The organism is Pseudorhodobacter turbinis, from assembly GCF_005234135.1.
GTDB lineage: Bacteria > Pseudomonadota > Alphaproteobacteria > Rhodobacterales > Rhodobacteraceae > Pseudorhodobacter > Pseudorhodobacter turbinis.
Window position 1 is genome coordinate 1,136,575 of record NZ_CP039964.1, and the last position, 20,280, is coordinate 1,156,854.

Annotated in this window: 29 protein-coding genes; 1 reads left to right on the forward strand and 28 read right to left on the reverse strand. The window is 55.3% G+C overall.

The features are described 5' to 3' along the window. The first annotated feature begins 11 nt into the window (after nt 1–11). Nucleotides 12–518, forward strand: a complete 507-nt coding sequence (locus EOK75_RS05355) for a SixA phosphatase family protein (RefSeq protein WP_137192939.1) — start codon at nt 12–14, stop codon at nt 516–518. A gap of 40 nt (nt 519–558) precedes the next feature. Here EOK75_RS05355 and EOK75_RS05360 read toward each other — a convergent pair whose 3' ends face one another. The 28 genes from EOK75_RS05360 to rpmC all read right to left on the reverse strand — a co-directional run bounded on the left by EOK75_RS05360 (nt 559) and on the right by rpmC (nt 20,058). After that, complete coding sequence (locus tag EOK75_RS05360; protein ID WP_276612521.1) at nt 559–1,350, reverse strand: amino acid ABC transporter ATP-binding protein; 792 nt, start codon at nt 1,348–1,350, stop codon at nt 559–561. A gap of 11 nt (nt 1,351–1,361) precedes the next feature. Further along, nucleotides 1,362–2,651 (reverse strand): amino acid ABC transporter permease, encoded by a 1,290-nt coding sequence (locus EOK75_RS05365; RefSeq protein WP_137192940.1) that lies wholly within the window; start codon nt 2,649–2,651, stop codon nt 1,362–1,364. Between the two features lies 1 nt (nt 2,652). Beyond that, a complete protein-coding gene (locus EOK75_RS05370; RefSeq protein ID WP_137192941.1) occupies nt 2,653–3,906 on the reverse strand; it encodes an amino acid ABC transporter permease in 1,254 nt (417 codons plus the stop codon). A 134-nt stretch (nt 3,907–4,040) separates the two neighbouring features. Then, nucleotides 4,041–5,063 carry an amino acid ABC transporter substrate-binding protein gene (locus EOK75_RS05375; RefSeq protein WP_137192942.1) on the reverse strand — a complete coding sequence of 341 codons (1,023 nt, stop codon included), beginning with the start codon at nt 5,061–5,063 and terminating at the stop codon, nt 4,041–4,043. 233 nt (nt 5,064–5,296) lie between these two features. Further along, nucleotides 5,297–6,004 carry an ATP12 family chaperone protein gene (locus EOK75_RS05380; RefSeq protein WP_137192943.1) on the reverse strand — a complete coding sequence of 236 codons (708 nt, stop codon included), beginning with the start codon at nt 6,002–6,004 and terminating at the stop codon, nt 5,297–5,299. After that, the gene (locus EOK75_RS05385; protein WP_137192944.1) at nt 6,001–7,047 is read right to left on the reverse strand and encodes an RluA family pseudouridine synthase; all 1,047 of its coding nucleotides are present in this window, start codon (nt 7,045–7,047) and stop codon (nt 6,001–6,003) included. Before EOK75_RS05385 ends, EOK75_RS05380 begins: the two co-directional genes overlap by 4 nt. Next, the gene (gene crcB / locus EOK75_RS05390; protein WP_137192945.1) at nt 7,044–7,421 is read right to left on the reverse strand and encodes a fluoride efflux transporter CrcB; all 378 of its coding nucleotides are present in this window, start codon (nt 7,419–7,421) and stop codon (nt 7,044–7,046) included. Before crcB ends, EOK75_RS05385 begins: the two co-directional genes overlap by 4 nt. A gap of 51 nt (nt 7,422–7,472) precedes the next feature. Further along, nucleotides 7,473–8,780: a replication-associated recombination protein A gene (locus EOK75_RS05395; RefSeq protein WP_137192946.1), complete on the reverse strand. Its 1,308-nt coding sequence runs from the start codon at nt 8,778–8,780 to the stop codon at nt 7,473–7,475. A 92-nt stretch (nt 8,781–8,872) separates the two neighbouring features. After that, nucleotides 8,873–9,460 (reverse strand): acyl-homoserine-lactone synthase, encoded by a 588-nt coding sequence (locus EOK75_RS05400; protein WP_137192947.1) that lies wholly within the window; start codon nt 9,458–9,460, stop codon nt 8,873–8,875. Nucleotides 9,461–9,510: 50 nt separating this feature from the next. Further along, nucleotides 9,511–10,125: a helix-turn-helix transcriptional regulator gene (locus EOK75_RS05405; RefSeq protein WP_338053349.1), complete on the reverse strand. Its 615-nt coding sequence runs from the start codon at nt 10,123–10,125 to the stop codon at nt 9,511–9,513. A 180-nt stretch (nt 10,126–10,305) separates the two neighbouring features. Beyond that, nucleotides 10,306–10,725 (reverse strand): 50S ribosomal protein L17, encoded by a 420-nt coding sequence (rplQ, locus tag EOK75_RS05410; RefSeq protein ID WP_137192948.1) that lies wholly within the window; start codon nt 10,723–10,725, stop codon nt 10,306–10,308. 154 nt (nt 10,726–10,879) lie between these two features. Beyond that, on the reverse strand, nt 10,880–11,896 hold the full coding sequence (locus EOK75_RS05415; protein WP_137192949.1) for a DNA-directed RNA polymerase subunit alpha: 1,017 nt from the start codon (nt 11,894–11,896) through the stop codon (nt 10,880–10,882). 119 nt (nt 11,897–12,015) lie between these two features. After that, nucleotides 12,016–12,405: a 30S ribosomal protein S11 gene (gene rpsK, locus EOK75_RS05420; protein ID WP_137192950.1), complete on the reverse strand. Its 390-nt coding sequence runs from the start codon at nt 12,403–12,405 to the stop codon at nt 12,016–12,018. A gap of 13 nt (nt 12,406–12,418) precedes the next feature. After that, complete coding sequence (gene rpsM, locus EOK75_RS05425) at nt 12,419–12,787, reverse strand: 30S ribosomal protein S13 (RefSeq protein ID WP_050525466.1); 369 nt, start codon at nt 12,785–12,787, stop codon at nt 12,419–12,421. Between the two features lie 179 nt (nt 12,788–12,966). Then, nucleotides 12,967–13,620, reverse strand: a complete 654-nt coding sequence (locus EOK75_RS05430; RefSeq protein WP_137192951.1) for an adenylate kinase — start codon at nt 13,618–13,620, stop codon at nt 12,967–12,969. 9 nt (nt 13,621–13,629) lie between these two features. Then, on the reverse strand, nt 13,630–14,985 hold the full coding sequence (gene secY, locus EOK75_RS05435) for a preprotein translocase subunit SecY (RefSeq protein ID WP_137192952.1): 1,356 nt from the start codon (nt 14,983–14,985) through the stop codon (nt 13,630–13,632). Between the two features lie 112 nt (nt 14,986–15,097). Beyond that, nucleotides 15,098–15,577 carry a 50S ribosomal protein L15 gene (rplO, locus tag EOK75_RS05440; RefSeq protein ID WP_137192953.1) on the reverse strand — a complete coding sequence of 160 codons (480 nt, stop codon included), beginning with the start codon at nt 15,575–15,577 and terminating at the stop codon, nt 15,098–15,100. Nucleotides 15,578–15,824: 247 nt separating this feature from the next. After that, nucleotides 15,825–16,031, reverse strand: coding sequence for a 50S ribosomal protein L30 (gene rpmD / locus EOK75_RS05445; RefSeq protein WP_137192954.1), 207 nt, complete (start codon nt 16,029–16,031; stop codon nt 15,825–15,827). A 2-nt stretch (nt 16,032–16,033) separates the two neighbouring features. Beyond that, nucleotides 16,034–16,597 carry a 30S ribosomal protein S5 gene (gene rpsE / locus EOK75_RS05450; protein ID WP_137192955.1) on the reverse strand — a complete coding sequence of 188 codons (564 nt, stop codon included), beginning with the start codon at nt 16,595–16,597 and terminating at the stop codon, nt 16,034–16,036. Between the two features lie 11 nt (nt 16,598–16,608). Further along, nucleotides 16,609–16,968, reverse strand: a complete 360-nt coding sequence (gene rplR / locus EOK75_RS05455; RefSeq protein WP_050525446.1) for a 50S ribosomal protein L18 — start codon at nt 16,966–16,968, stop codon at nt 16,609–16,611. 11 nt (nt 16,969–16,979) lie between these two features. After that, a complete protein-coding gene (gene rplF, locus EOK75_RS05460) occupies nt 16,980–17,513 on the reverse strand; it encodes a 50S ribosomal protein L6 (protein WP_137192956.1) in 534 nt (177 codons plus the stop codon). Between the two features lie 10 nt (nt 17,514–17,523). Then, nucleotides 17,524–17,922, reverse strand: coding sequence for a 30S ribosomal protein S8 (gene rpsH / locus EOK75_RS05465; protein ID WP_137192957.1), 399 nt, complete (start codon nt 17,920–17,922; stop codon nt 17,524–17,526). 12 nt (nt 17,923–17,934) lie between these two features. Continuing rightward, nucleotides 17,935–18,240 carry a 30S ribosomal protein S14 gene (gene rpsN, locus EOK75_RS05470; RefSeq protein ID WP_137192958.1) on the reverse strand — a complete coding sequence of 102 codons (306 nt, stop codon included), beginning with the start codon at nt 18,238–18,240 and terminating at the stop codon, nt 17,935–17,937. A gap of 17 nt (nt 18,241–18,257) precedes the next feature. Next, complete coding sequence (gene rplE / locus EOK75_RS05475) at nt 18,258–18,818, reverse strand: 50S ribosomal protein L5 (protein ID WP_137192959.1); 561 nt, start codon at nt 18,816–18,818, stop codon at nt 18,258–18,260. Further along, nucleotides 18,818–19,123 (reverse strand): 50S ribosomal protein L24, encoded by a 306-nt coding sequence (rplX, locus tag EOK75_RS05480; RefSeq protein WP_137192960.1) that lies wholly within the window; start codon nt 19,121–19,123, stop codon nt 18,818–18,820. The genes rplE and rplX overlap by 1 nt, the downstream gene beginning before the upstream one ends. Then, complete coding sequence (rplN, locus tag EOK75_RS05485) at nt 19,123–19,491, reverse strand: 50S ribosomal protein L14 (RefSeq protein ID WP_022705624.1); 369 nt, start codon at nt 19,489–19,491, stop codon at nt 19,123–19,125. The genes rplX and rplN overlap by 1 nt, the downstream gene beginning before the upstream one ends. Nucleotides 19,492–19,560: 69 nt before the next feature. Continuing rightward, entirely contained in the window at nt 19,561–19,794 is a 234-nt protein-coding gene (gene rpsQ, locus EOK75_RS05490) for a 30S ribosomal protein S17 (RefSeq protein ID WP_137192961.1), read from the reverse strand. A gap of 12 nt (nt 19,795–19,806) precedes the next feature. Then, entirely contained in the window at nt 19,807–20,058 is a 252-nt protein-coding gene (gene rpmC, locus EOK75_RS05495; RefSeq protein WP_137192962.1) for a 50S ribosomal protein L29, read from the reverse strand. Nucleotides 20,059–20,280 lie beyond the last annotated feature (222 nt).

Genomic DNA, 20,280 nt, shown 5'->3' on the forward strand with positions numbered 1-20,280 from the left:
AGGCAATAAGCATGACCAAACGCCTGATCCTAACCCGTCACGCCAAATCGAGCTGGGACGACCCGCTGATGTCCGACCATGATCGCCCCCTCAACGATAGGGGCAATGTGGCGGCGGCCGATCTTGGCCAATGGCTTGCCTCGCGCGGCTATATTCCGGGGGAGGTGCTTTGCTCTGACGCCCTGCGCACGCAAGAAACATATGTCCGCATTGCCGCCGAAATGCCCGATGCCGCAGCGGTGACATTGAAGCCCGCGCTTTATAATGCCGGGCCGGATGTTTTGCTTGCCGTGCTGCGCAAGGCCACTGCCGAAACCGTTATGATCATCGCGCATAACCCCGGCATCGCAGAGTTCGCAGCCCGCCTGGTGGCCCGTGCGCCTGCCAATGCCGAATTCCCGCGCTATCCCACCGGGGCCACGCTGGTTGTCGACTTTACCGAAGATGATTGGAAAGGTGTGGCCTTTGGCGCAGGGGCCACGCTGGATTTTGTGATCCCGCGTGAAATAGCCGCCTGAACTTGTAAAAGCCCAGCCCGAAGGCTGGGTTTTTCCCTGTTTAATGACCCAAAATCTGGCTTAAGAACAATTTCGTGCGATCCGACTGCGGATTGTTAAAGAAGTCATGCGGGTTATTTTGTTCCACAATCTGCCCTTGGTCCATAAAGATCACGCGGTTGGCCACCGCCTGCGCAAAGCCCATCTCATGGGTCACACACAGCATTGTCATGCCTTCCTCGGCCAACTCGATCATCGTGTCCAAGACCTCTTTGATCATCTCGGGATCAAGGGCTGATGTCGGCTCATCAAACAACATAATCCGCGGCTTCATGCAAAGAGAGCGCGCGATGGCAACCCGCTGCTGCTGCCCACCCGACAGCATACCGGGGAATTTATGCGCTTGTTCCGGGATTTTTACCTTTTCGAGATAGTGCATCGCCACCTCTTCGGCCTCTTTCTTGGGGGTTTTACGCACCCAGATCGGGGCCAAGGTCAGGTTCTCCAGAATGGTCAGATGCGGGAACAGATTGAAGTGCTGGAACACCATCCCCACCTCTGAGCGCACTTTGTCGATGTTCTTTAGGTCGCTCGTCAACTCGGTGCCATCAACGATGATCTGACCGGCCTGATGTTCCTCCAACCGGTTGATACAGCGGATAAGCGTCGATTTCCCCGAACCGGAGGGGCCCGCGATCACGATCCGCTCCCCTTGATTTACCGTCAGATCAATATCGCGCAGCACGTGGAATGTGCCGTACCATTTGTTCATTTTCGAAATCTGAATCGCCACCTCATCGCTTACCTGCATGTGGCTGCGATCGACGGTACGTTCTGCCATGGTATCTTGCATAGCGGGCTCCTTTAGCGGTGATCGGTTTTCAGCTTGCCTTCAAGGTATTGGGAATACCGGGACATGCCGAAACAGAAGATGAAGAAACAAAGCGCGATAAAGGCGTAGAGTTCCCAGATGATGCCGTTCCAATTGCTATCCGCACGGATCGCATTGGACAGGCCAATCGGGTCCAGAATGCCGATAAACACAACCAGCGTGGTGTCCTTGAACAGCCCGATAAAGGTGTTCACGATCCCCGGAATGGAAATCTTCAACGCCTGCGGTAGCAGGATAAGCCGCTGTGCCTTCCAATAATCAAGGCCAAGCGCATCCGCCGCCTCGTACTGGCCGCGTGGCAGGGCCGCAAAGCCCCCGCGCACGACCTCGGCCATATAGGCCGCGGCAAACAGCGTTACCATGATGATAACCCGCAAGATGATGTCGAAATTCGTTCCGGGTGGCAGGAAGTAGTTCAACAGCAAGCTGGCCGTGAACAGCAAGGTGATCAGCGGCACGCCACGGATAAACTCGATAAAGCCAACACAGATCCACTTGACTAAGGGCATATCGGACTGGCGCCCAAGGGCCAGCAAAATGCCAATGGGCAGCGAAAACGCAATGCCTGTAACCCCGATGATAATGGAAATCATGAAGCCGCCAAAATCATCCGACCGGATGTAGGGCAGCGCCACCGGCACCACCGAGGCGACCATATCCCCCAGTGGCCCGGCAAGGAACAGCCACCAAATGACAGCCGCTGCAATTGCGACAACCATGGCAACCACGCTGGAAACCTGCTGCAAAGCCCTGAAGACCACATAGGCAACCACAAAGCCCAGCATCACAAAGACCGAATACCAGATGCTTCCGCCCCACAGTAGCCAAAACGCCAACGCAGGAAAGATCGCCGAGAACCACAGCAGCTTGCGGGGCAATGCGCCAAACAAGATCGGCGCAACTGCGACCAACATCAAAAAGAAGGTGATCGTCGGGCGCCAGTATTCCTCGGACGGGTAGAAGCCAAAGATAAGCTGGTGCCAGCGGTCCTTGATAACCCCCCAACAGGCGCCGCTTTGTCCGGCAAGGATCTCGCGACACTCAGCCAGCGAATTGGCATTCCAGATAGAATTCTGGAACCAAGGACCGATATGGACGGTCAGAAAGTACAGGATCAGAATACCCAGAAGCGTCAAAATCGTATTGAACGGACCGGAGAACAGGTTTTCCCGAACCCAGCGCACCGGCCCGACCTGACTACTCGGCGGAGCTTTTTCCGGCAGCATATCCGTACGGACGAAAGAGATCGTTTTATCTGTCATCTCAACGCTCCTTCAATTTGACGGCATTGTTGTAAACATTCATCCCGCCAGAGATTAACAGGCTGATGACCAGATATGTCAGCATCATCAACAACATGCTTTCCAACTCTCGTCCCGTCTGGTTTAGCGTAATACCGCCCAGCGTGGCCCGAAGGTCCATATAACCGACCGCAAGCGCCAGCGAGGTGTTCTTGGTGATGTTGAGATATTGCGAAATCAGCGGCGGAATAATCACCCGCAAGGCTTGCGGCAAAACCACAAGCGACATCGTCCGCCCCGGCCGCAGCCCAAGCGCAAAGGCGGCCTCTGACTGCCCGCGTGACACAGCAAGGATACCAGAGCGCACATTCTCGGCGATGAACGCGCCGGTATAGACCGTAAGCGCCAGCCACATCGCGATAAAGGAATTGCGGATATAACCGCCGCCCCGAAAGTTGAACCCCTTCAGCGCCGGATATTCCAGATGGGTCCCCATCGCGATCAAAGCAATCAACAGTGGTGCGATAAGAACCAAGGCTGATTTCCACCACGTTGTCGGGCGGGCGCCGGTTGCTTCTTGTTGCTTCAACGCATCACGTTGCAGCTTGCGGTATCCCCAAATGCTTCCGACAATGATGAACAAAAGGATGAAGTAATTCATGCTGACGGTCATCAGCCCAAGGTTCACGTCCCCAAGGCTCCGCCCGAACAGCAGGCTGGGGACATAGGTCCCGCGGTTGGTCACGGCAACACTGTCAAATAACATCATAGAGGCAGATGGCGTTTCACCGCGAAACGCATTCGGGGCCGGCGTTACCTCGGTCAGAACCGCGAATATAACGATAATCCACAGCAAAAGCGGCACATTGCGAAACAGCTCCACATAGAGCGTCATCAATTTCGACACGATCCAGTTCTTTGAAAGCCGCAAAACCCCCGCAATCACACCGATCACTGTGGCAGTGACACAGGCACAAAATGCCAGAACCAGCGTATTTAACAGCCCCACGATCCAGGCGCGCGCATGACTGCTGTCATTGGTATAATCTACCAGTCGCTGATTGATGTCGTACCCCGCACGCATGCCGAGGAAACTAAAATCAATGTCTTTTCCCTTATCGGCAAGGTTCGTCAAAGTGTTGTCCACCAACCAGGCAAACCCGGCCATGAACAGAAACAGAAATACAATTTGGATGGTTATCGAACGGTAACGTGTATCATAGATAAGCATACCCAGCCGAAACGAGGTGCCCGGATTTTCTGACGTTGTCGCCATTATGTTCTCCCTGCGTCTGGTCCGGCGCGTTTTCGCGCTCTGATGCTACTGGGGTATTCCCATGCATTGCCAAACATTCGATTGGTTCAAAAAAGGGCGCACCTTTGGATGCGCCCTTTTGATATTGTCGCGCCTTACCGGAAGGGCGGAGAGTACTGCAGGCCGCCCTGCGTCCACAGCGCGTTCAAGCCGCGTGCCAAACCAATTGGGGTGGATTCGCCAATATTAGCTGCGAAAATCTCACCGTAGTTGCCGCCGGCAGAAATGGCGCGCTTGGCCCATTCCTTATCCAGACCAACCATTGCACCCAGATCATCATCGGACGCCCCGAGCATACGGTTGATTTCAGGATTGGCCGTGCCTTTGGACAGCTCCTCGATATTGGCCGAAGTGATGCCAAGCTCTTCGGCTGCCACCAATGCGTTCATCGTCCAGCGAACAATGTCACCCCACTGGTCATCCCCATGCGCTACCAAGGGGCCAAGCGGCTCTTTGGAGATGATCTCGGGCAACACAGCGTGGTTTTCCGGATCTGCAAAGGTTGCACGCGTCGCGGCAAGACCGGAAGCGTCAGTGGTGTACACATCGCAAGCGCCAGCAAGATATTGCTGCTGCGCCTCGGCGTTGGTCTCAATTGGAACCGGCTCATAGCTCATATTGTTGGCTTTGAAATAGTCTGCCAGGTTCAACTCGGTCGTGGTGCCGGTCTGAATGCACACAGTCGCGCCATCAAGCTCCTTGGCCGACGAAACGCCAAGGGCCTTGTTCACCATAAAGCCTTGGCCGTCGTAATAGTTGACGCCCGCAAAGCTGAATTTCAGATCGGCATCACGGCTCATGGTCCAAGTCGTGTTCCGCGTCAAAATATCGATTTCACCCGAAGCAAGTGCGGAGAATCGGGTTTGACCCGTGGTGCTGGTGAACTTCACCTTATTCGGATCGCCCAGCACGGCTGCTGCAACGGCGCGGCAAATCGCAACGTCAAAGCCTTGCCATTCGCCCGTCGAATCCGGTGCCGAAAAACCGTTAACACCGGTCGACACACCGCAGTGCAATTCACCGCGGCCTTGGACCTCTTCCAATATGGTCGCAGACGCAGCACCGGTGACCAAAGTCGCGGCGGCGGTCATTGCTCCAACAAGTACGGTTTTCTTCATTTATTACCTCTTCCTGATTGCCGCCCAATTTCAGGCGGAATTATTTCTCCCTAGCCCCTGTTGAGGACAAAACTGATAACGGAACCCCTGCCTCAGTTTAAGGTAGTTTCCCCCGAACCTCTTTAAAAGGTCAAGCAGAACCCTACGAAACCCGGCAAAAACCATGATTTTTTGAGTTTATTCAAGGTATTTAGGAAGAAGGCGTCTTTAGAACAAGGGTTCTTGCAAGATTGTTACCCGCACAATTCGAAAAACCGCGCTGCATGGGAAATGCCTTGGCGCTTCTGGGCCTCGAATGCGGCGGCTTCATCATCAACGCCCCAGAGTCCGGATTGCCAATCCTCATCAATCCGCGACAACGCAAAACCTTCATCCGGCGTCAGATGCCCCCGCGCAATGGCAAGCGCTAGAACCAAGGACCCCGAAATCGCGACAAGATCATGGAAAGCTGCAAGCTGGAACGGCGTCTGCGCATGGACGGCCCCAGCCAAAAGCGCGCCACATTCGGGCGGTTGCTCTACCGGCATAAGGCCCTGCGTTACAGTCAACCGCGCGCCAAAACTTTCCGCCGCCCAATCCAGCAGCGGGTCCCAAGCCTGCGCCTGACGGGCCACCAGTTCTTGCGGGGCCTCAGCACGGTAGCACAGCAAATCCGACCCGCCATAAGCCGCAAGCATATCGGCCACGGCGGCAAATTGCGGCGTCACCTTATCCAGCGCGGAATTCGCCGTTCTGGTATAAGGCATGGTTTCAGGCCGCACGAAATCCTCTTGCGCCTGCCACTCACGCGCAACCTCTTGCGCGAGATCCATGCTGGGCACCCAAAAAGCGGTCTTGGCCGGCGTTTTCAAACCCCGACCGTCCAGCGTCACGGTAAAGCCTTGCTCTGCCGCGGTCGCCTCTGCCTGTTTCCAGAACCGTTTTGGTGCCCAACTGCTCATGCATTGCCCCCGAATGGATCGGCGGGCACATCTTTGACCCCCCAATCCAGCGATTTCCATGTGCGCGCCATATGGTCCGGCAACGGTGCGGTGAAGGTCATCAGCTTCTTGGAGATCGGGTGTTCGATCGTCAACGAACGCGCGTGCAGATGCAGCTTGCGGCTGACCTCGCCCCCAATCGACGCGCCCCAGCCATCGCCCTGATTTTCCGCACCAGAACCGCCGTATTTCCCGTCACCAAGGATCGGATGCCCAAGCTCGGCCATATGGGCGCGCAGCTGGTGGGTGCGGCCTGTCACCGGCTCCAATGCCATCCACGACAGACGTGAACCGAGGAACCAAAGCACAAAGAAATCCGTATGGGCGCGCTTGGCGTCCGGGTATTCATTCATCTTGGCGGGGTGGATGCAGATCATCTTTTCGCCTTCGCCACCGCGGCCCCTGCCCCCCGATTTCATCAAGCCATATTTGATAGAGCCTTTGCGCGGGTTCGGCACACCTGCGACGGCCGCCCAGTAAATCTTGCGTGTGTTGCGGTGGCGCAAAGCCTCTGACAGGGCGCGGGCAACACGGTCTGTGCGGGCCAGCATCAACAGACCCGAGGTATCCTTGTCCAACCTGTGCACCAGCTTTGGGCGGTCCTTATAGCCGAACTTCAGCGCCTCGGTCAGCCCGTCAACATGCCGGTCCCCCTGCCCCGAGCCACCTTGGCTTGGCAAGCCCGGCGGTTTGTTGATGATGATCAGATGCTCGTCCTTAAAGACCACACAAGACTGGATCATCTTTTCATCGGCCGCCGTAATACGCCCCGCCGTCGGGCGTGAGGGCGCGTCATTCTTGGGCAAGGGGGGAACGCGAATTTCCATCCCCGGAGCCACGCGATCGGACGCTTTGGCCCGCCCGCCATCAACCCGCACCTGTCCCGTACGGCACAGCTTTTCAACCGCCCCTTGGGTCAGTTCCGGAAAGCGCCGTTTGAACCAGCGGTCAAGGCGCTGCTCGCCCTCATCCACCGACACGGTCAATAGTTTTACCGCACTCATGCCAGTATCCCCCGCATTGTTAAAATTCCTGCAATCAAAGCCGCGATCGACACGATGACCGAGCCAAACACATAAGCCCCAGCCAAAGCCTCCTGTCCGCGTTCCCAAAGGGTAAACGCATCCAACGAAAAGGCCGAAAAAGTGGTAAACCCGCCCAACAGCCCCGTCATCAACAAGGGCGCATAGCGCATGCCCCCCTTATGCGCCAATGAGACCACCAGCACCCCCATCAGGAATGACCCGACAATATTGACCAAAACCGTGCCATAGGGAAACCCCGGCCCGATCCAGCGCATTACTGCGGTATTCGTAAGATAGCGGGCCGAAGCCCCCAAGGCACCACCAAGCGCCACTTGAAAAAGCGTTATCATCATCGCCGCTATCTGTGCCCGTGGGGACGTTTTGTCAACCACACAAGGCCGACCCTAAGATTGACGCTTGGCGCGCAGCTTGGCGAAATAGTCGATGCGCTTGTTCAGCTCCCGCTCAAACCCGCGTTCGGGGGGGGAGTACCAGACAGGGCGTTTCATGTTGTCAGGGAAATAATTTTGCCCCGAAAAACCATCCTCGGCATCATGGTCATAGGCATAACCCGTGCCATAGCCGATATCCTTCATCATCTTGGTCGGCGCATTCAGGATATGTTTTGGCGGCGGCTCCGATCCGGTTTGCTTGGCCGCAGCGCGCGCCGCCTTATAAGCCGTATAAACCCCGTTGGATTTGGGCGCGAGCGCCAGATAGACCAAGGCCTGTGCCAGCGCCAACTCCCCTTCGGGGCTGCCAAGCCGCTCATAGGTTTGCCAGCTTTGCAGGCAGATGTCTTGGGCCTGCGGATCGGCCAAACCGATATCCTCAACCGCCATCCGTGTGATGCGACGGGCCAGAAAGCGCGGGTCCTCCCCACCCTCCAGCATCCGCGCGAACCAGTAAAGGGCGGCATCCGGGTCCGAACCACGCACCGATTTATGCAGCGCGGATATCAGATTGTAATGTTCCTCACCCGATTTATCGTATTTCGCGGCGCGCCGCATCAGCCGCGTCGCAAGCTGGTCACGGGTCAGGTGGGTGTCCAGCTTCCAAGCGGCGATCTGCTCGATCAGATTCAACAACGCCCGGCCATCGCCATCCGCCATCTCCAGCATCGCCTCACGCGCGTCGCCCTTAAGCGGCAAGGCATTGCCCAGCTCATGCTCGGCACGTTGGGCCAGCAGCTCCAGCTCCGCCAGAGACAATCGTTCTAAGACGATGACCTGAGAGCGTGAGAGCAAAGCGGCGTTCAATTCAAAACTGGGGTTTTCGGTGGTGGCACCGACCAAAAGGATGGTGCCATCCTCCATATAAGGTAAAAACCCGTCTTGCTGGGCTTTGTTGAAGCGGTGGATCTCATCTACGAACAACAAAGTGCCTTGGCCGTTTTGCCGCCGCAACCGCGCTGATTCGAAAACCTTCCGCAAATCCGGTACGCCCGTAAAAATCGCCGATATTTGCACGAAAGAAAGGTCTGTCTCATCGGCGAGCAACCGGGCGATCGTGGTCTTGCCCACCCCCGGCGGGCCCCAAAGAATCAAGGACGACAAAGAGCCCGACAAGAGCATCGACCCCAAGGGCCCGTCCTCCGCCAAAACCTTTGCCTGCCCGATCACCTCGGTTAATTTGCGCGGGCGCAAGCGGTCCGCCAAAGGGCGCGGGCCGCTTGCTGTGGGCAGAGGGGTTTTGTCAAAAAGATCGCTCATAGCCGCAATCTTACGCCCCTCGTTTCAGGTTAGGAAGGGCAATCTCTTACCCGCCAATAACCGCGTCTTCGACAGACCGCCCAAGATCGCCGTCAGTGCAGTTTTGCGGCCATATTGATGGTCACGCAAACACAATCCACACCGTCGATATCCATGATTGGACCGGCCGGTTCACAATCCAGACCGACCCTGCGGCCAAGCCGCCGCGAATTTTCAGGAATAAGCCCCAGAACCGAGGTAGCGCCCAAACTCCGCGCTGAGACCACCATCTCGTGGCGCAGTTGAAGCTGCACCCGCAGCCGCATATTGGCCGGAACCAGATCCGACACAAACACCCGGCTGCTTTCCCAGATGTGATCCGCGACGGGCGCCTCCTCATAAAGCAAGGTTCCGGGAATGGAGTTCAACAACCCCAGCTGCGCATCACGGATCATATAGGAATAAATTCCACAGCGGTGAGTGGTCGGCGTCAACCGGATCCCCGCAAGAACCTGTCCATTTTCATGGACCGCAACCCACCGGCTTGCCGGCGTGTCATATTGGTCAAATTCCATCCCGTTGGCCTGCGGCAAGTCCCACTTGTTTTGCAGGATAAATGAACGATGACGGGCACGAAACATATTCGCGAACAGTTCACCATGATTGTGCAAATTCTCATACGAGAGTGTTGTGACTTCCATTTTAGTACTCCTTCTGGGGTTGAAAACCGATCAAAAGGGCGCCATTCGCCCTAAAGCAGTCGATATTCTCGCGCTTTGCGCAACGCTTCGGAAGTGGTGCGCGCTTCAAGCCGCGTGCGCGCCGATGTAAGGCGCGCCTTGAAGGCACTTTCCGATATCCCCAGTTTGGCAGCCGCGGCAGTGTGGCGGTCGCCATTCGCAATGCAGTGCAATGCTTCAATTTGTGCTTTGGTCAGCTCTGTCGGCGGCTTGGCTTCGATGTGAAGGCGCGCGGTAATCTCAGTCAGCCGGGCAAGATCGTCATCCGAGAACTCTCGATCCGCGCTGCAAATACCTGCCATAGAACGCGATGTGATCGGCCCGTAAGAACACACAGCCCCATAGTTCAGCCCATATGCGGCGGCTTTTTTTAGCACATTGAACGGGTCGGGAAGCTGGATCTCGCTCCAGCGGGCTGTTCCTGTCGTTCCGATCCCCCAAAACACAAGTGGGTCACGCAGATAATAGGAATTTTCATTGTAATAGGCGACCCATTCCTCAGGGTAGCGGCTATGGTAAATCATCGGCGAAGCGAAGCGAATATGCAAACCTACGGCGTAGCCTTGAGGCGCAAGGATACCTAATTCCGTATATAAATCTGACAGTTTCGTTTGCAATGACATCATTCCCGACAAAGCCCTACTGGCACCATTCTGGCACTAAAGCATCATGCGTGTGATACCACCATCTTCATTAATTTTCTGTTTAGGACAATCAACTCCATCCAAATATTATAAGGCAGGTGCCGGACAAAAAAAAGGCCCGCCAAAAACGGCGGGCCTTATAACAACGAAACCTATGGCACCTTAACCTTCGGCGGAATCTTCCGCAGCGACACGTGCTTTATCAGCAGCACCTTTGGCATTTGGATCACGGTCAACAAACTCGATGATCGCCATAGGCGCCATGTCGCCGTAACGGAAACCAGCTTTCAAAACGCGTACGTAACCACCTTGGCGCTCTTTGTAGCGTGGCCCGAGGATTTCAAACAAGCGGGCAACATATTGCTCTTGCTTCAACTGGGCAGAGGCCTGACGGCGTGCGTGCAAATCACCACGCTTTGCAAGCGTGATCAGCTTTTCGATGATCGGACGCAATTCCTTTGCTTTTGGCAAAGTGGTCTTGATCTGCTCATGTTCAATGAGCGAGCCGCACATATTCGCGAACAGCGCTTTGCGGTGTTCATGTGTACGGTTTAGACGGCGGTATCCACGAGAGTGACGCATATAAATTCTCCTATCGTCGCGTTTTACTTTGTCCGGCAGGTCCTGCTTTTGGGCCCACTCACCTTGGGGTCATGTGACCCGGTACTTCCCCATCAACATGGGCATTTCTTGGTTGCGATGGCACCGTTCCGCACAGGACCGGTGCCGCCGCCAATCAGAACTGGTCTTCGAAACGTTTCGCCAAATCTTCGATGTTCTCTGGCGGCCAATCCTCAACGTCCATGCCAAGGTGCAGGCCCATACCTGACAGCACTTCCTTGATTTCATTCAAGGACTTACGGCCAAAGTTAGGCGTACGCAGCATTTCGGCTTCGGTTTTCTGGATCAGATCGCCAATATAAACGATATTGTCGTTCTTCAGGCAGTTCGCAGAGCGGACAGAAAGTTCCAACTCGTCCACTTTCTTCAGCAACAGCGGGTTGAATTCCAACCCGTCGTCAACATCCGAACGCGTAGCCGACTCAGGCTCATCGAAGTTAACGAAGATCGAGAGTTGGTCTTGCAAGATGCGCGCGGCATAGGCCACTGCGTCATCCGGCGTCAGGGACCCGTCTGTCTCGATTTTCATGGTCAGCTTGTCATAGTCCAAAACCTGACCTTCGCGGGTCGGTTGCACTTCGTAGCTGACTTTTTTCACCGGCGAGTAAATCGCATCGATCGGAATCAACCCGATCGGCGCGTCTTCCGGACGGTTTTTATCGGCGGAAACATAGCCCTTACCGGTGTTTACAGTCAGTTCCATGAACAGATCAGCACCATCATCGAGGTGGCAAATCACATGCTCTTTGTTCAGAACGTCAATCCCGGCAGTTTCCGAGATATCCCCAGCGGTAACAACGCCCGGACCCTTGGCCGAGATCGAAAGCCGCTTAGGACCTTCAACTTCCATACGCAGGCTGACGCCCTTCAGGTTCAAAACGATATCGGTTACGTCTTCACGCACACCGGCAACGCTGGAAAACTCATGCAACACATTGTCAATCTGCACGGAGGTGATAGCGCCACCCTGCAGAGATGACATCAACACACGACGCAAAGCATTGCCCAGCGTCAGACCAAAGCCGCGTTCCAGCGGTTCAGCGATGACGGTCGCAATGCGCGACGCATCTGTACCGGGGTTTACCACCAGTTGCGTCGGTTTGATCAATTCGGCCCAATTTTTGTGGATCATGCGGATAGCCTCCATACCTGTCTTCTGCCCATGTCCCTAAGCAGTCGACGCCCGAGGATGTATAATGCCGAAACCGGGCAGAGCGCATAAAGCACCCAGCCCGGCCGAATAGAGATCTTTTAGACGCGGCGACGCTTTGGCGGGCGGCAGCCGTTGTGTGCCATTGGCGTCACGTCACGGATCGACGTGATGTTAAGGCCAGCAGCAGCCAAGGCGCGAAGCGCGGATTCGCGGCCCGAACCTGGACCTTGAACTTCAACTTCAAGCGTCTTCACGCCATGTTCCTGCGCCTTGCGGGCTGCATCTTCGGCTGCCATCTGGGCGGCATAAGGTGTCGATTTACGCGACCCCTTAAAGCCCATGGTGCCCGAAGAGGACCAGGAAATTGCGTTGCCCTGAACGTCGGAGATCAGGATTTTTGTGTTGTTGAACGAGGAATTCACATGCGCAACGCCAGCGGCGATGTTTTTGCGTTCCTTTTTCTTCATACGTGTTTTTTCGCGTGCCATATCTCAGCGCCCCTTATTTCTTCTTGCCAGCAATGGCCTTTGCAGGGCCTTTACGGGTACGAGCGTTGGTATGGGTCCGCTGACCACGAACTGGCAGGTTACGACGGTGACGCAAGCCACGGTAGCAACCAAGGTCCATCAGACGCTTGATGTTCATCGAGGTCTCACGACGCAAGTCACCTTCAACGGTGAAGTTAGCGTCGATATGTTCGCGGATCGCAAGCACTTCGGCATCCGAAAGCTCGTTCACGCGACGGGTGCGGTCAATACCAACAGCTTCGCAGATCAACTCTGCGCTCTGGGAACCGATCCCGGTGATATATGTCAATGCGATGGGGACACGTTTCCCCGTCGGAATGTTTACGCCAGCAATACGAGCCACGCGCGCTTCCTTTCGTTGCGGTTCCGTCATACCAGAACCTTTTTTCACAACCCAAGAACGGCGAACCCGTCCCTGATGTCTTCGTTTAAAATTTTCGGAATCCCGAGCAAAACGATTCCCCTAGGGGACGCCGTGCAATATGGGGTTTTGCCCGGCCCGTCAAGGCCCGGGCAGCCGGATTAATTTTTACTGTCAAGAACAGCAGCAATTGCGCCTGCAACTTCATCCATCGCCGCCAGCCCGTCTACCGGAGTCAACGCGCCTTTAGCATAGTAATAGCCAAGCAAAGGCGAGGTTTTCTTGTAGTATTCCATCAAACGGGTCCGAAGCGTTTCCTCGGTGTCATCTGCGCGGCGTACCATCTGCGAGGCGCCACAATCATCGCAAACACCCTCCACAGCTGCTGGACGTGTCTGGTCGTGATAGACCGAGCCACAAGCGCCGCAAGTATAGCGCCCCGTGATCCGCGCTACCAAAGCCGCATCGTCCACCTGCATCTCGATCACCGCGTCAAGATTTTGACCAACCTCAGCCAAGAGGTCCCCCAAAGCATCGGCCTGCGCCAAGGTCCGCGGAAAACCATCAAAGATAAACCCACCACCGGCGGCGCCAGACAGCTTTTCACGAATCAGGCCAATCACGACCTCATCGGTAACAAGCTCTCCCCGCTCCATGATGGCAGCAACCTTGCGCCCCATCTCGGAACCGGAGGTCTTCGCTTCGCGCAGCATGTCGCCCGTTGAAAGCTGCACCATGTTGCGCGCATCAACCAAACGCTTTGCTTGCGTGCCCTTACCCGCACCGGGAGGCCCCAACAAAATGATATTCGTCATATATCCTCCTTAGCGACGGGCCGGTGCCGACTTGCCACGCTTCTTCCCGCGCAAGTTGGATTTCTCGATAAGCCCTTCGTACTGATGGGCCAACAAATGCGATTGCACCTGATTGATCGTGTCCATCGTAACCGAAACCACGATCAGCACCGAAGTCCCGCCAAAATAGAAGGGGATACCCAACTGGTGACGCAATATCTCGGGCAACAGGCAGACCAAGGCAAGATAACCGGAACCAAGAACCAGAATGCGGTTCACCACATATTCCAGATATTCCTCGGTCCGCTTGCCGGGGCGAATACCAGGAACAAAACCGTTCTGGCTTTTGAGGTTCTCGGCCACGTCTTCCACCTTGAACGCCACATTGGCTGTATAGAAATAGGCAAAGAAAACGATCATGCCGACAAAGAAAACCAGATACAGCGGCTGCCCCGGCCCGAAATAGGCCAAGATCGTCGACATAATCGGCCCTGTTTGCGTGCCCGAGAACGTCGAGATCGTCGCAGGCAACAACAGCAATGAAGAGGCAAAGATCGCAGGAATAACGCCAGCCGGGTTCACCTTGACAGGCAGATGGCTTGAACCGCCATCATAGACCTTCATACCCACCTGACGGCGCGGGTATTGGATGTGGATCTTGCGCAAGGCCCGCTCCATGAACACCACAAAGGCGATCACGGCCACGACCATAATCAAAACCCCGATAATAATCGCAGGCGACAATGCCCCCGAACGTCCTTGGCTAAAGAATTGCGCCAATGCAGCGGGGATCTCAGCCACGATACCGACGAAGATGATCAGTGAGATGCCGTTACCGATACCGCGCGCAGTGATCTGTTCGCCCAGCCACATCAGGAACATCGTACCACCGACCAAGGTGATCACACATGCACCGATAAAGAACCAACCCGGCGTAGTCACCAAGCTGCCGCTTTGCAGGCTAACCGCGATTCCATAAGCTTGGAACGTCGCAAGCAAAACCGTGCCATAACGCGTGTATTGGTTGATCTTCTTCTGGCCCTGTTGGCCCTCTTTCTTCAGCTGCTCCAGTCGCGGCACCATCGCCGTCAGAAGCTGCACGATGATCGAGGCCGAAATATAAGGCATGATCCCCAGCGCAAAAATACCCATCCGGGAAATCGCACCACCGGTAAACATGTTCAACATGCCACCAATACCGGTCGTCAGATCGGCCATAAAATCACGCAGCGCAGTGCCATCAATGCCCGGCACCGGGATATAGGTCCCGATACGGTACACGATCAGCAAACCGATGGTGAAAAAGATGCGTTGACGCAGGTCAGACGCTTTTCCAAGCGCCCCCCAGCTAAGATTTGCCGCCATTTGTTCCGCAGCTGAGGCCATGGTTAACTATCTCCGCAGGCACTAAAGGAAGCGCCGCCAAACCGTTTTCCGGTCGGCGGCGCGAGAAAACTTAACCGAAGATGTAAGCCGTCTTGCGTCGGCTCACAACCTCTTATTCTGCTGCAACCGCTGCAGGTGCCGTAACAGTGAGGCTTCCGCCCGCTTTTGCTACTGCTTCGATCGCCGAAGCCGAGGCACCCGTTACGATCAGCGTGATCTTGGCTTTCAGTTCGCCTTTGGCCAAAACGCGGATACCATCCAGTTTGTTTTTGGTCAGACCGGCAGCGATGATCGCATCTTCGGTGATATCAGCTTTGATGTCGAGCTTGCCCGCATCAACGAACTTCTGGATCAAGCCCAGGTTCACAACGGCATAGTGCTTTGCATTCGGCTTGGTAAAGCCGCGCTTTGGCAGACGACGATAGAGCGGCATTTGCCCGCCTTCGTAACCACCGATTGCCACGCCCGAACGTGATTTCTGGCCCTTGATACCACGGCCACCCATTTTACCTTTGCCCGAGCCGGGGCCACGCGCAACACGTTTTTGCTTCTTGGCCGCACCGGCATTGTCGGAAAGTTGATTCAGTTTCATGTCGCTTCTCCTTTTGCCGGATGTGACCCCCAGCGACGGGAGTGGCCAAACACGGCGTTTCTTGATTCTTTCGGGCCGAACAGGCCACTGAAGGCGTATAGGCCGTGCTCGCTAAGGTTTCAAGCACAACTATCCCGTCAGGCCAACACAAACTATGGCTGCGCCCTACCCCACATAAAAACGCCCCACGGTTTCCCGCAGGGCGTTCTTAAGAATTATCGTGTGGAAAAAAATCCACAGAGGCCAATCAGCCGCGCTCTTCGATGATCTCAACAAGATGCGAGATCTTGCTGACCATACCGCGCACCGAAGGAGTATCCTCCAGCTCACGGGTGCGGTTCATCTTGTTCAGGCCAAGGCCCTTCAAAGTTGCTGTCTGGATTGCCGGACGACGTGCGGCAGAACGGATCTGCTTTACGACGATGGTTTTGCCAGCGGATTTGCTATCAGCCATCATTATGCCTCCACAGTTTCAGCAGGGGCATCGTGCTTGCCAAGAATGTCAGCCACTTTCTTGCCGCGACGCTGCGCGACCTGACGTGGGCTCGACTCTTGCTTCAAGCCGTCGATGGTTGCGCGGATCATGTTATACGGGTTCTGCGAACCGGTGGATTTCGCCACCACGTCCTGCAAGCCCAGCATTTCAAAAACAGCACGCATCGGACCACCAGCGATGATCCCGGTACCGGCAACGGCAGTCCGCATGACCACCTTACCTGCGCCGTGACGGCCTTCCATGTCGTGATGAAGCGTGCGGCTGTCTTTCAACGGCACACGAATCATCTGACGCTTGGCCTGCTCGGTTGCCTTACGAATGGCTTCCGGCACTTCTTTGGCTTTACCCTTGCCAAAACCTACGCGGCCACGCTGATCGCCCACAACCACGAGGGCTGCGAAACCAAAGCGCTTACCACCTTTAACGGTTTTAGACACACGATTGATCGCAACCAGACGATCTGCGAATTCCGGGGTTTCTTCGCGGCTATCGCGACGGTCCCGACGGTTTTCTTCTCTTGCCATCTGATTACTCCTCAGAACTTCAGGCCGCCTTCACGGGCAGCGTCGGCCAAAGCCTTGATCTTACCGTGAAAGAGGAAACCACCACGGTCGAAATAGCATTCTTCGACCCCAGCCTTCTTAGCCCGCTCGGCAATCGCCGCACCGATTTTCGTCGCCGCTTCGACGTTGTTCTTGCCCAAACAGCCCAGATCCTTTTCGAGGGTCGAAGCTGCGGCCAAAGTAACGCCGTTTACGTCGTCGATCAACTGTACGCTGATATTCTTGCTGGACCGATGAACGGAAAGACGCGCACGTCCATTCGCCATCGCCTTGATTTTGTTCCGAACGCGCAAGCGGCGCTTGAGGAACAGCTGTCGTTTTGTGTTCGCCATTTTTACGCCCCTTACTTCTTCTTGCCTTCTTTGCGGAACACGAATTCACCCTTATAGCGGATACCTTTGCCTTTATAAGGCTCGGGCTTACGCCATTCACGGATGTTCGCAGCAACTTGGCCAACAACTTGTTGGTCAATGCCTTCCACAATGATTTCGGTTTGCTTCGGAGCCGTCACAGTTACGCCAGCCGGAACGTCAAAGTTCACGTCATGGCTGTAGCCAAGTGACAGTTTCAGAACATTACCAGCCATAGAGGCACGGTAACCAACGCCCTGAATTTCCAACTCCTTTTTGAAACCCACTGTAACACCAGTTACAAGGTTTTCAATTTGCTTACGCGTCATACCCCATTGCGAGCGGGCGCGCTTGGACATGCCGCGCGGAGTAACCGTCACAACATTGTCTTCGATCGCGATCGTCACATCGTCGGTAGCGCCGAAAGTACGAGTGCCTTTCGGCCCTTTTACTTCGATCGTCTGGCCGGACAGGGACGCGGTAACGCCCTTGGGCAGCTCGAGCGGTTTCTTGCCAATACGAGACATCTTGCCCTCCTCAGAACACGGTGCAGAGCACTTCGCCGCCAACGTTGGCGGATCGTGCTGCTGCATCGGACATGACGCCCTTCGACGTGGAGACGATTGAGACACCGAGGCCATTACGAACCGAAGGAACACCCTTCGAACCCATATAGACCCGGCGACCCGGCTTGGAGACGCGCTTAAGTTCGCGAATGACAGGTGTGCCTTCAAAATACTTGAGGCTGATCATGATCTCGCCCTGACCGTCAGCGGTCTCGGCTTTCTCATAACCCCGGATGTAGCCTTCATTGGCCAACACATCCAGCACCCATGCGCGCAGCTTGGAAGCTGGCGTTTTAACGGTCGATTTGCCTCGCATCTGCGCATTGCGGATGCGTGTCAGCATATCGCCGAGAGGATCGTTCATCATCATCGTGCGACCTCCTTACCAGCTGGATTTGACCATGCCGGGGATCTGACCAAAGGAGGCCAAATCACGCAGCATGATGCGCGAAAGTTTAAGCTTGCGGTAATACGCATGCGGACGACCCGTCAACTGGCAACGGTTGTGCAGACGCACAGCCGAACCGTTACGAGGAAGCGATGCCAATTTCAAAGTCGCCTTAAAGCGATCTTCCATCGGCAGCTCTTGATTATTGATAACCTCTTTAAGTGCTGCGCGTTTGGCTGCATCACGTGCGACCAGTTTTGCGCGCTTTACTTCGCGGTTTACCATGGATTTTTTAGCCATATCTCTCTTCCTCCCGCTTACGCCGTGAAGGGCATGTTGAAGTTTTTCAACAGTGCCTTCGCTTCCGCGTCGGTATTCGCGGTGGTGCAGATGATGATGTCCATACCCAGAACTTCGTCGACATTGTCGAAGTTGATTTCCGGGAACACGAGCTGTTCTTTCAGACCCATGGCATAGTTGCCACGACCGTCAAACGAGGTCGGCTTCACACCGCGGAAGTCGCGCACGCGCGGCAAAGCGATAGTGATCAGACGATCGAGGAATTCGTACATTTTGTCGCCACGCAAGGTCACCTTGCAGCCCAGCGGCATTTCTTCACGCACACGGAAACCAGCGATGGATTTCTTTGCATGTGTGACAACAGCTTTTTGACCAGCGATCAGGCTAAGCTCTTCAGCGGCCTTTTTCACTTTCTTGGTGTCCTTGACAGCTTCGCCAACGCCCATGTTGATCACGATCTTATCAAGACGCGGGATCATCATGTCGTTCTTGTAGCCGAACTCTTCTTTGAGAGCAGCACGGATCGTATCCGCATAGATGCCCTTAAAGCGCGGGGTATAAGTTGCTTGATCCAACATCAGATTGCATCCCCCGTGGTCTTGGCAAAACGCACCTTCTTGTCGTCTTCCATGCGAAAGCCAACGCGCGTTGCTTTGCCGTTCGCATCAACCAACGCAAGGTTGGAAAGCGCAATCGGCATAGCCTTGGAAATACGGCCGCCCTGGTTGCCCTGGCTTTGCTTGGTGTGACGGATGGCCAAATTCAAGCCATCAACAACAGCCTTACCGACAGTTGGGTTAACCGAGGAAATTTCGCCCTCTTTACCCTTATCCTTGCCCGTAAGAATGACGACCTTGTCGCCTTTTTTAAGTTTCGCAGCCATCAGAGCACCTCCGGAGCCAGCGAGATAATCTTCATAAAGTTTTTCGCGCGAAGCTCACGTACCACTGGCCCGAAAATACGGGTGCCAACGGGCTCACCCTGATTGTTCAGGATGACGGCAGCATTGCGGTCAAAACGGATTGCGGTGCCGTCTTCACGACGGACTTCTTTGGCGGTACGAACGACGACGGCTTTACGCACGTCACCTTTCTTAACACGACCGCGCGGAATGGCTTCTTTCACCGACACTACAATAATGTCGCCGACCGAAGCATACCGACGGTGCGAACCGCCCAGAACCTTAATGCACTGAACGCGACGAGCGCCGCTATTGTCAGCAACATCCAGGTTGGTCTGCATCTGGATCATTTGGTTTCTCCCGACCTTTGGGGGCCCATCCCCCAGGGTTTCGTAAAATAGCTATAGATGACCTGTCGCTTACGCGTCCAGTACCACCGTCCAGCGTTTCGATTTCGAAATTGGCGCGCACTCTTCGATACGAACAGAGTCACCGATTTTGAATTGGTTATTTGCGTCATGCGCCCGGTACTTCTTGGACTTACGAACAGTCTTATGCAGAAGCGGGTGCTTGAAGCGGCGCTCAACCGATACCGTGATGGTCTGGTTGTTCTGGTCGCCAGTTACGGTGCCTTGCAGGATGCGTTTGGGCATAATCGAGGCTCCTTAATTCGCGATGGCGGCTTCAGCCGCCTTTTGGTTCAAAACCGTCATGATACGGGCAACATCGCGGCGGACATTGCGCATACGCGCGGTATTCTCAAGCTGGCCAGTCGCCTGCTGGAAGCGCAAATTGAACGCTTCTTTTTTCAACGCAACCAACTGATCGCGCAGCTGGTCAGGCGTTTTTGCGATCAATTCAGAAACTGCGGATTTTGCAGCGTCCTTCTTGGTTTTCGCGGTGGCTTTTGCGGCCATATACCCTTTTCCTTCTTCACATCACCGGAGGGCCCGTGAGGGTTACCCTGATCCCGATGGAGACAATGATAAACTGCCGAATCCGAGAGCCTCGGAATCGGCAGATGGGTTCGTATACGGCCCTACACCGAATAGAGCAAGGGGAGATTGCGCCGCGCCAGAATCTAACCCTTCCAACCGCCCCAAGACGCCTCGGTTCAAATCGAAAAGACCCCGCCAATC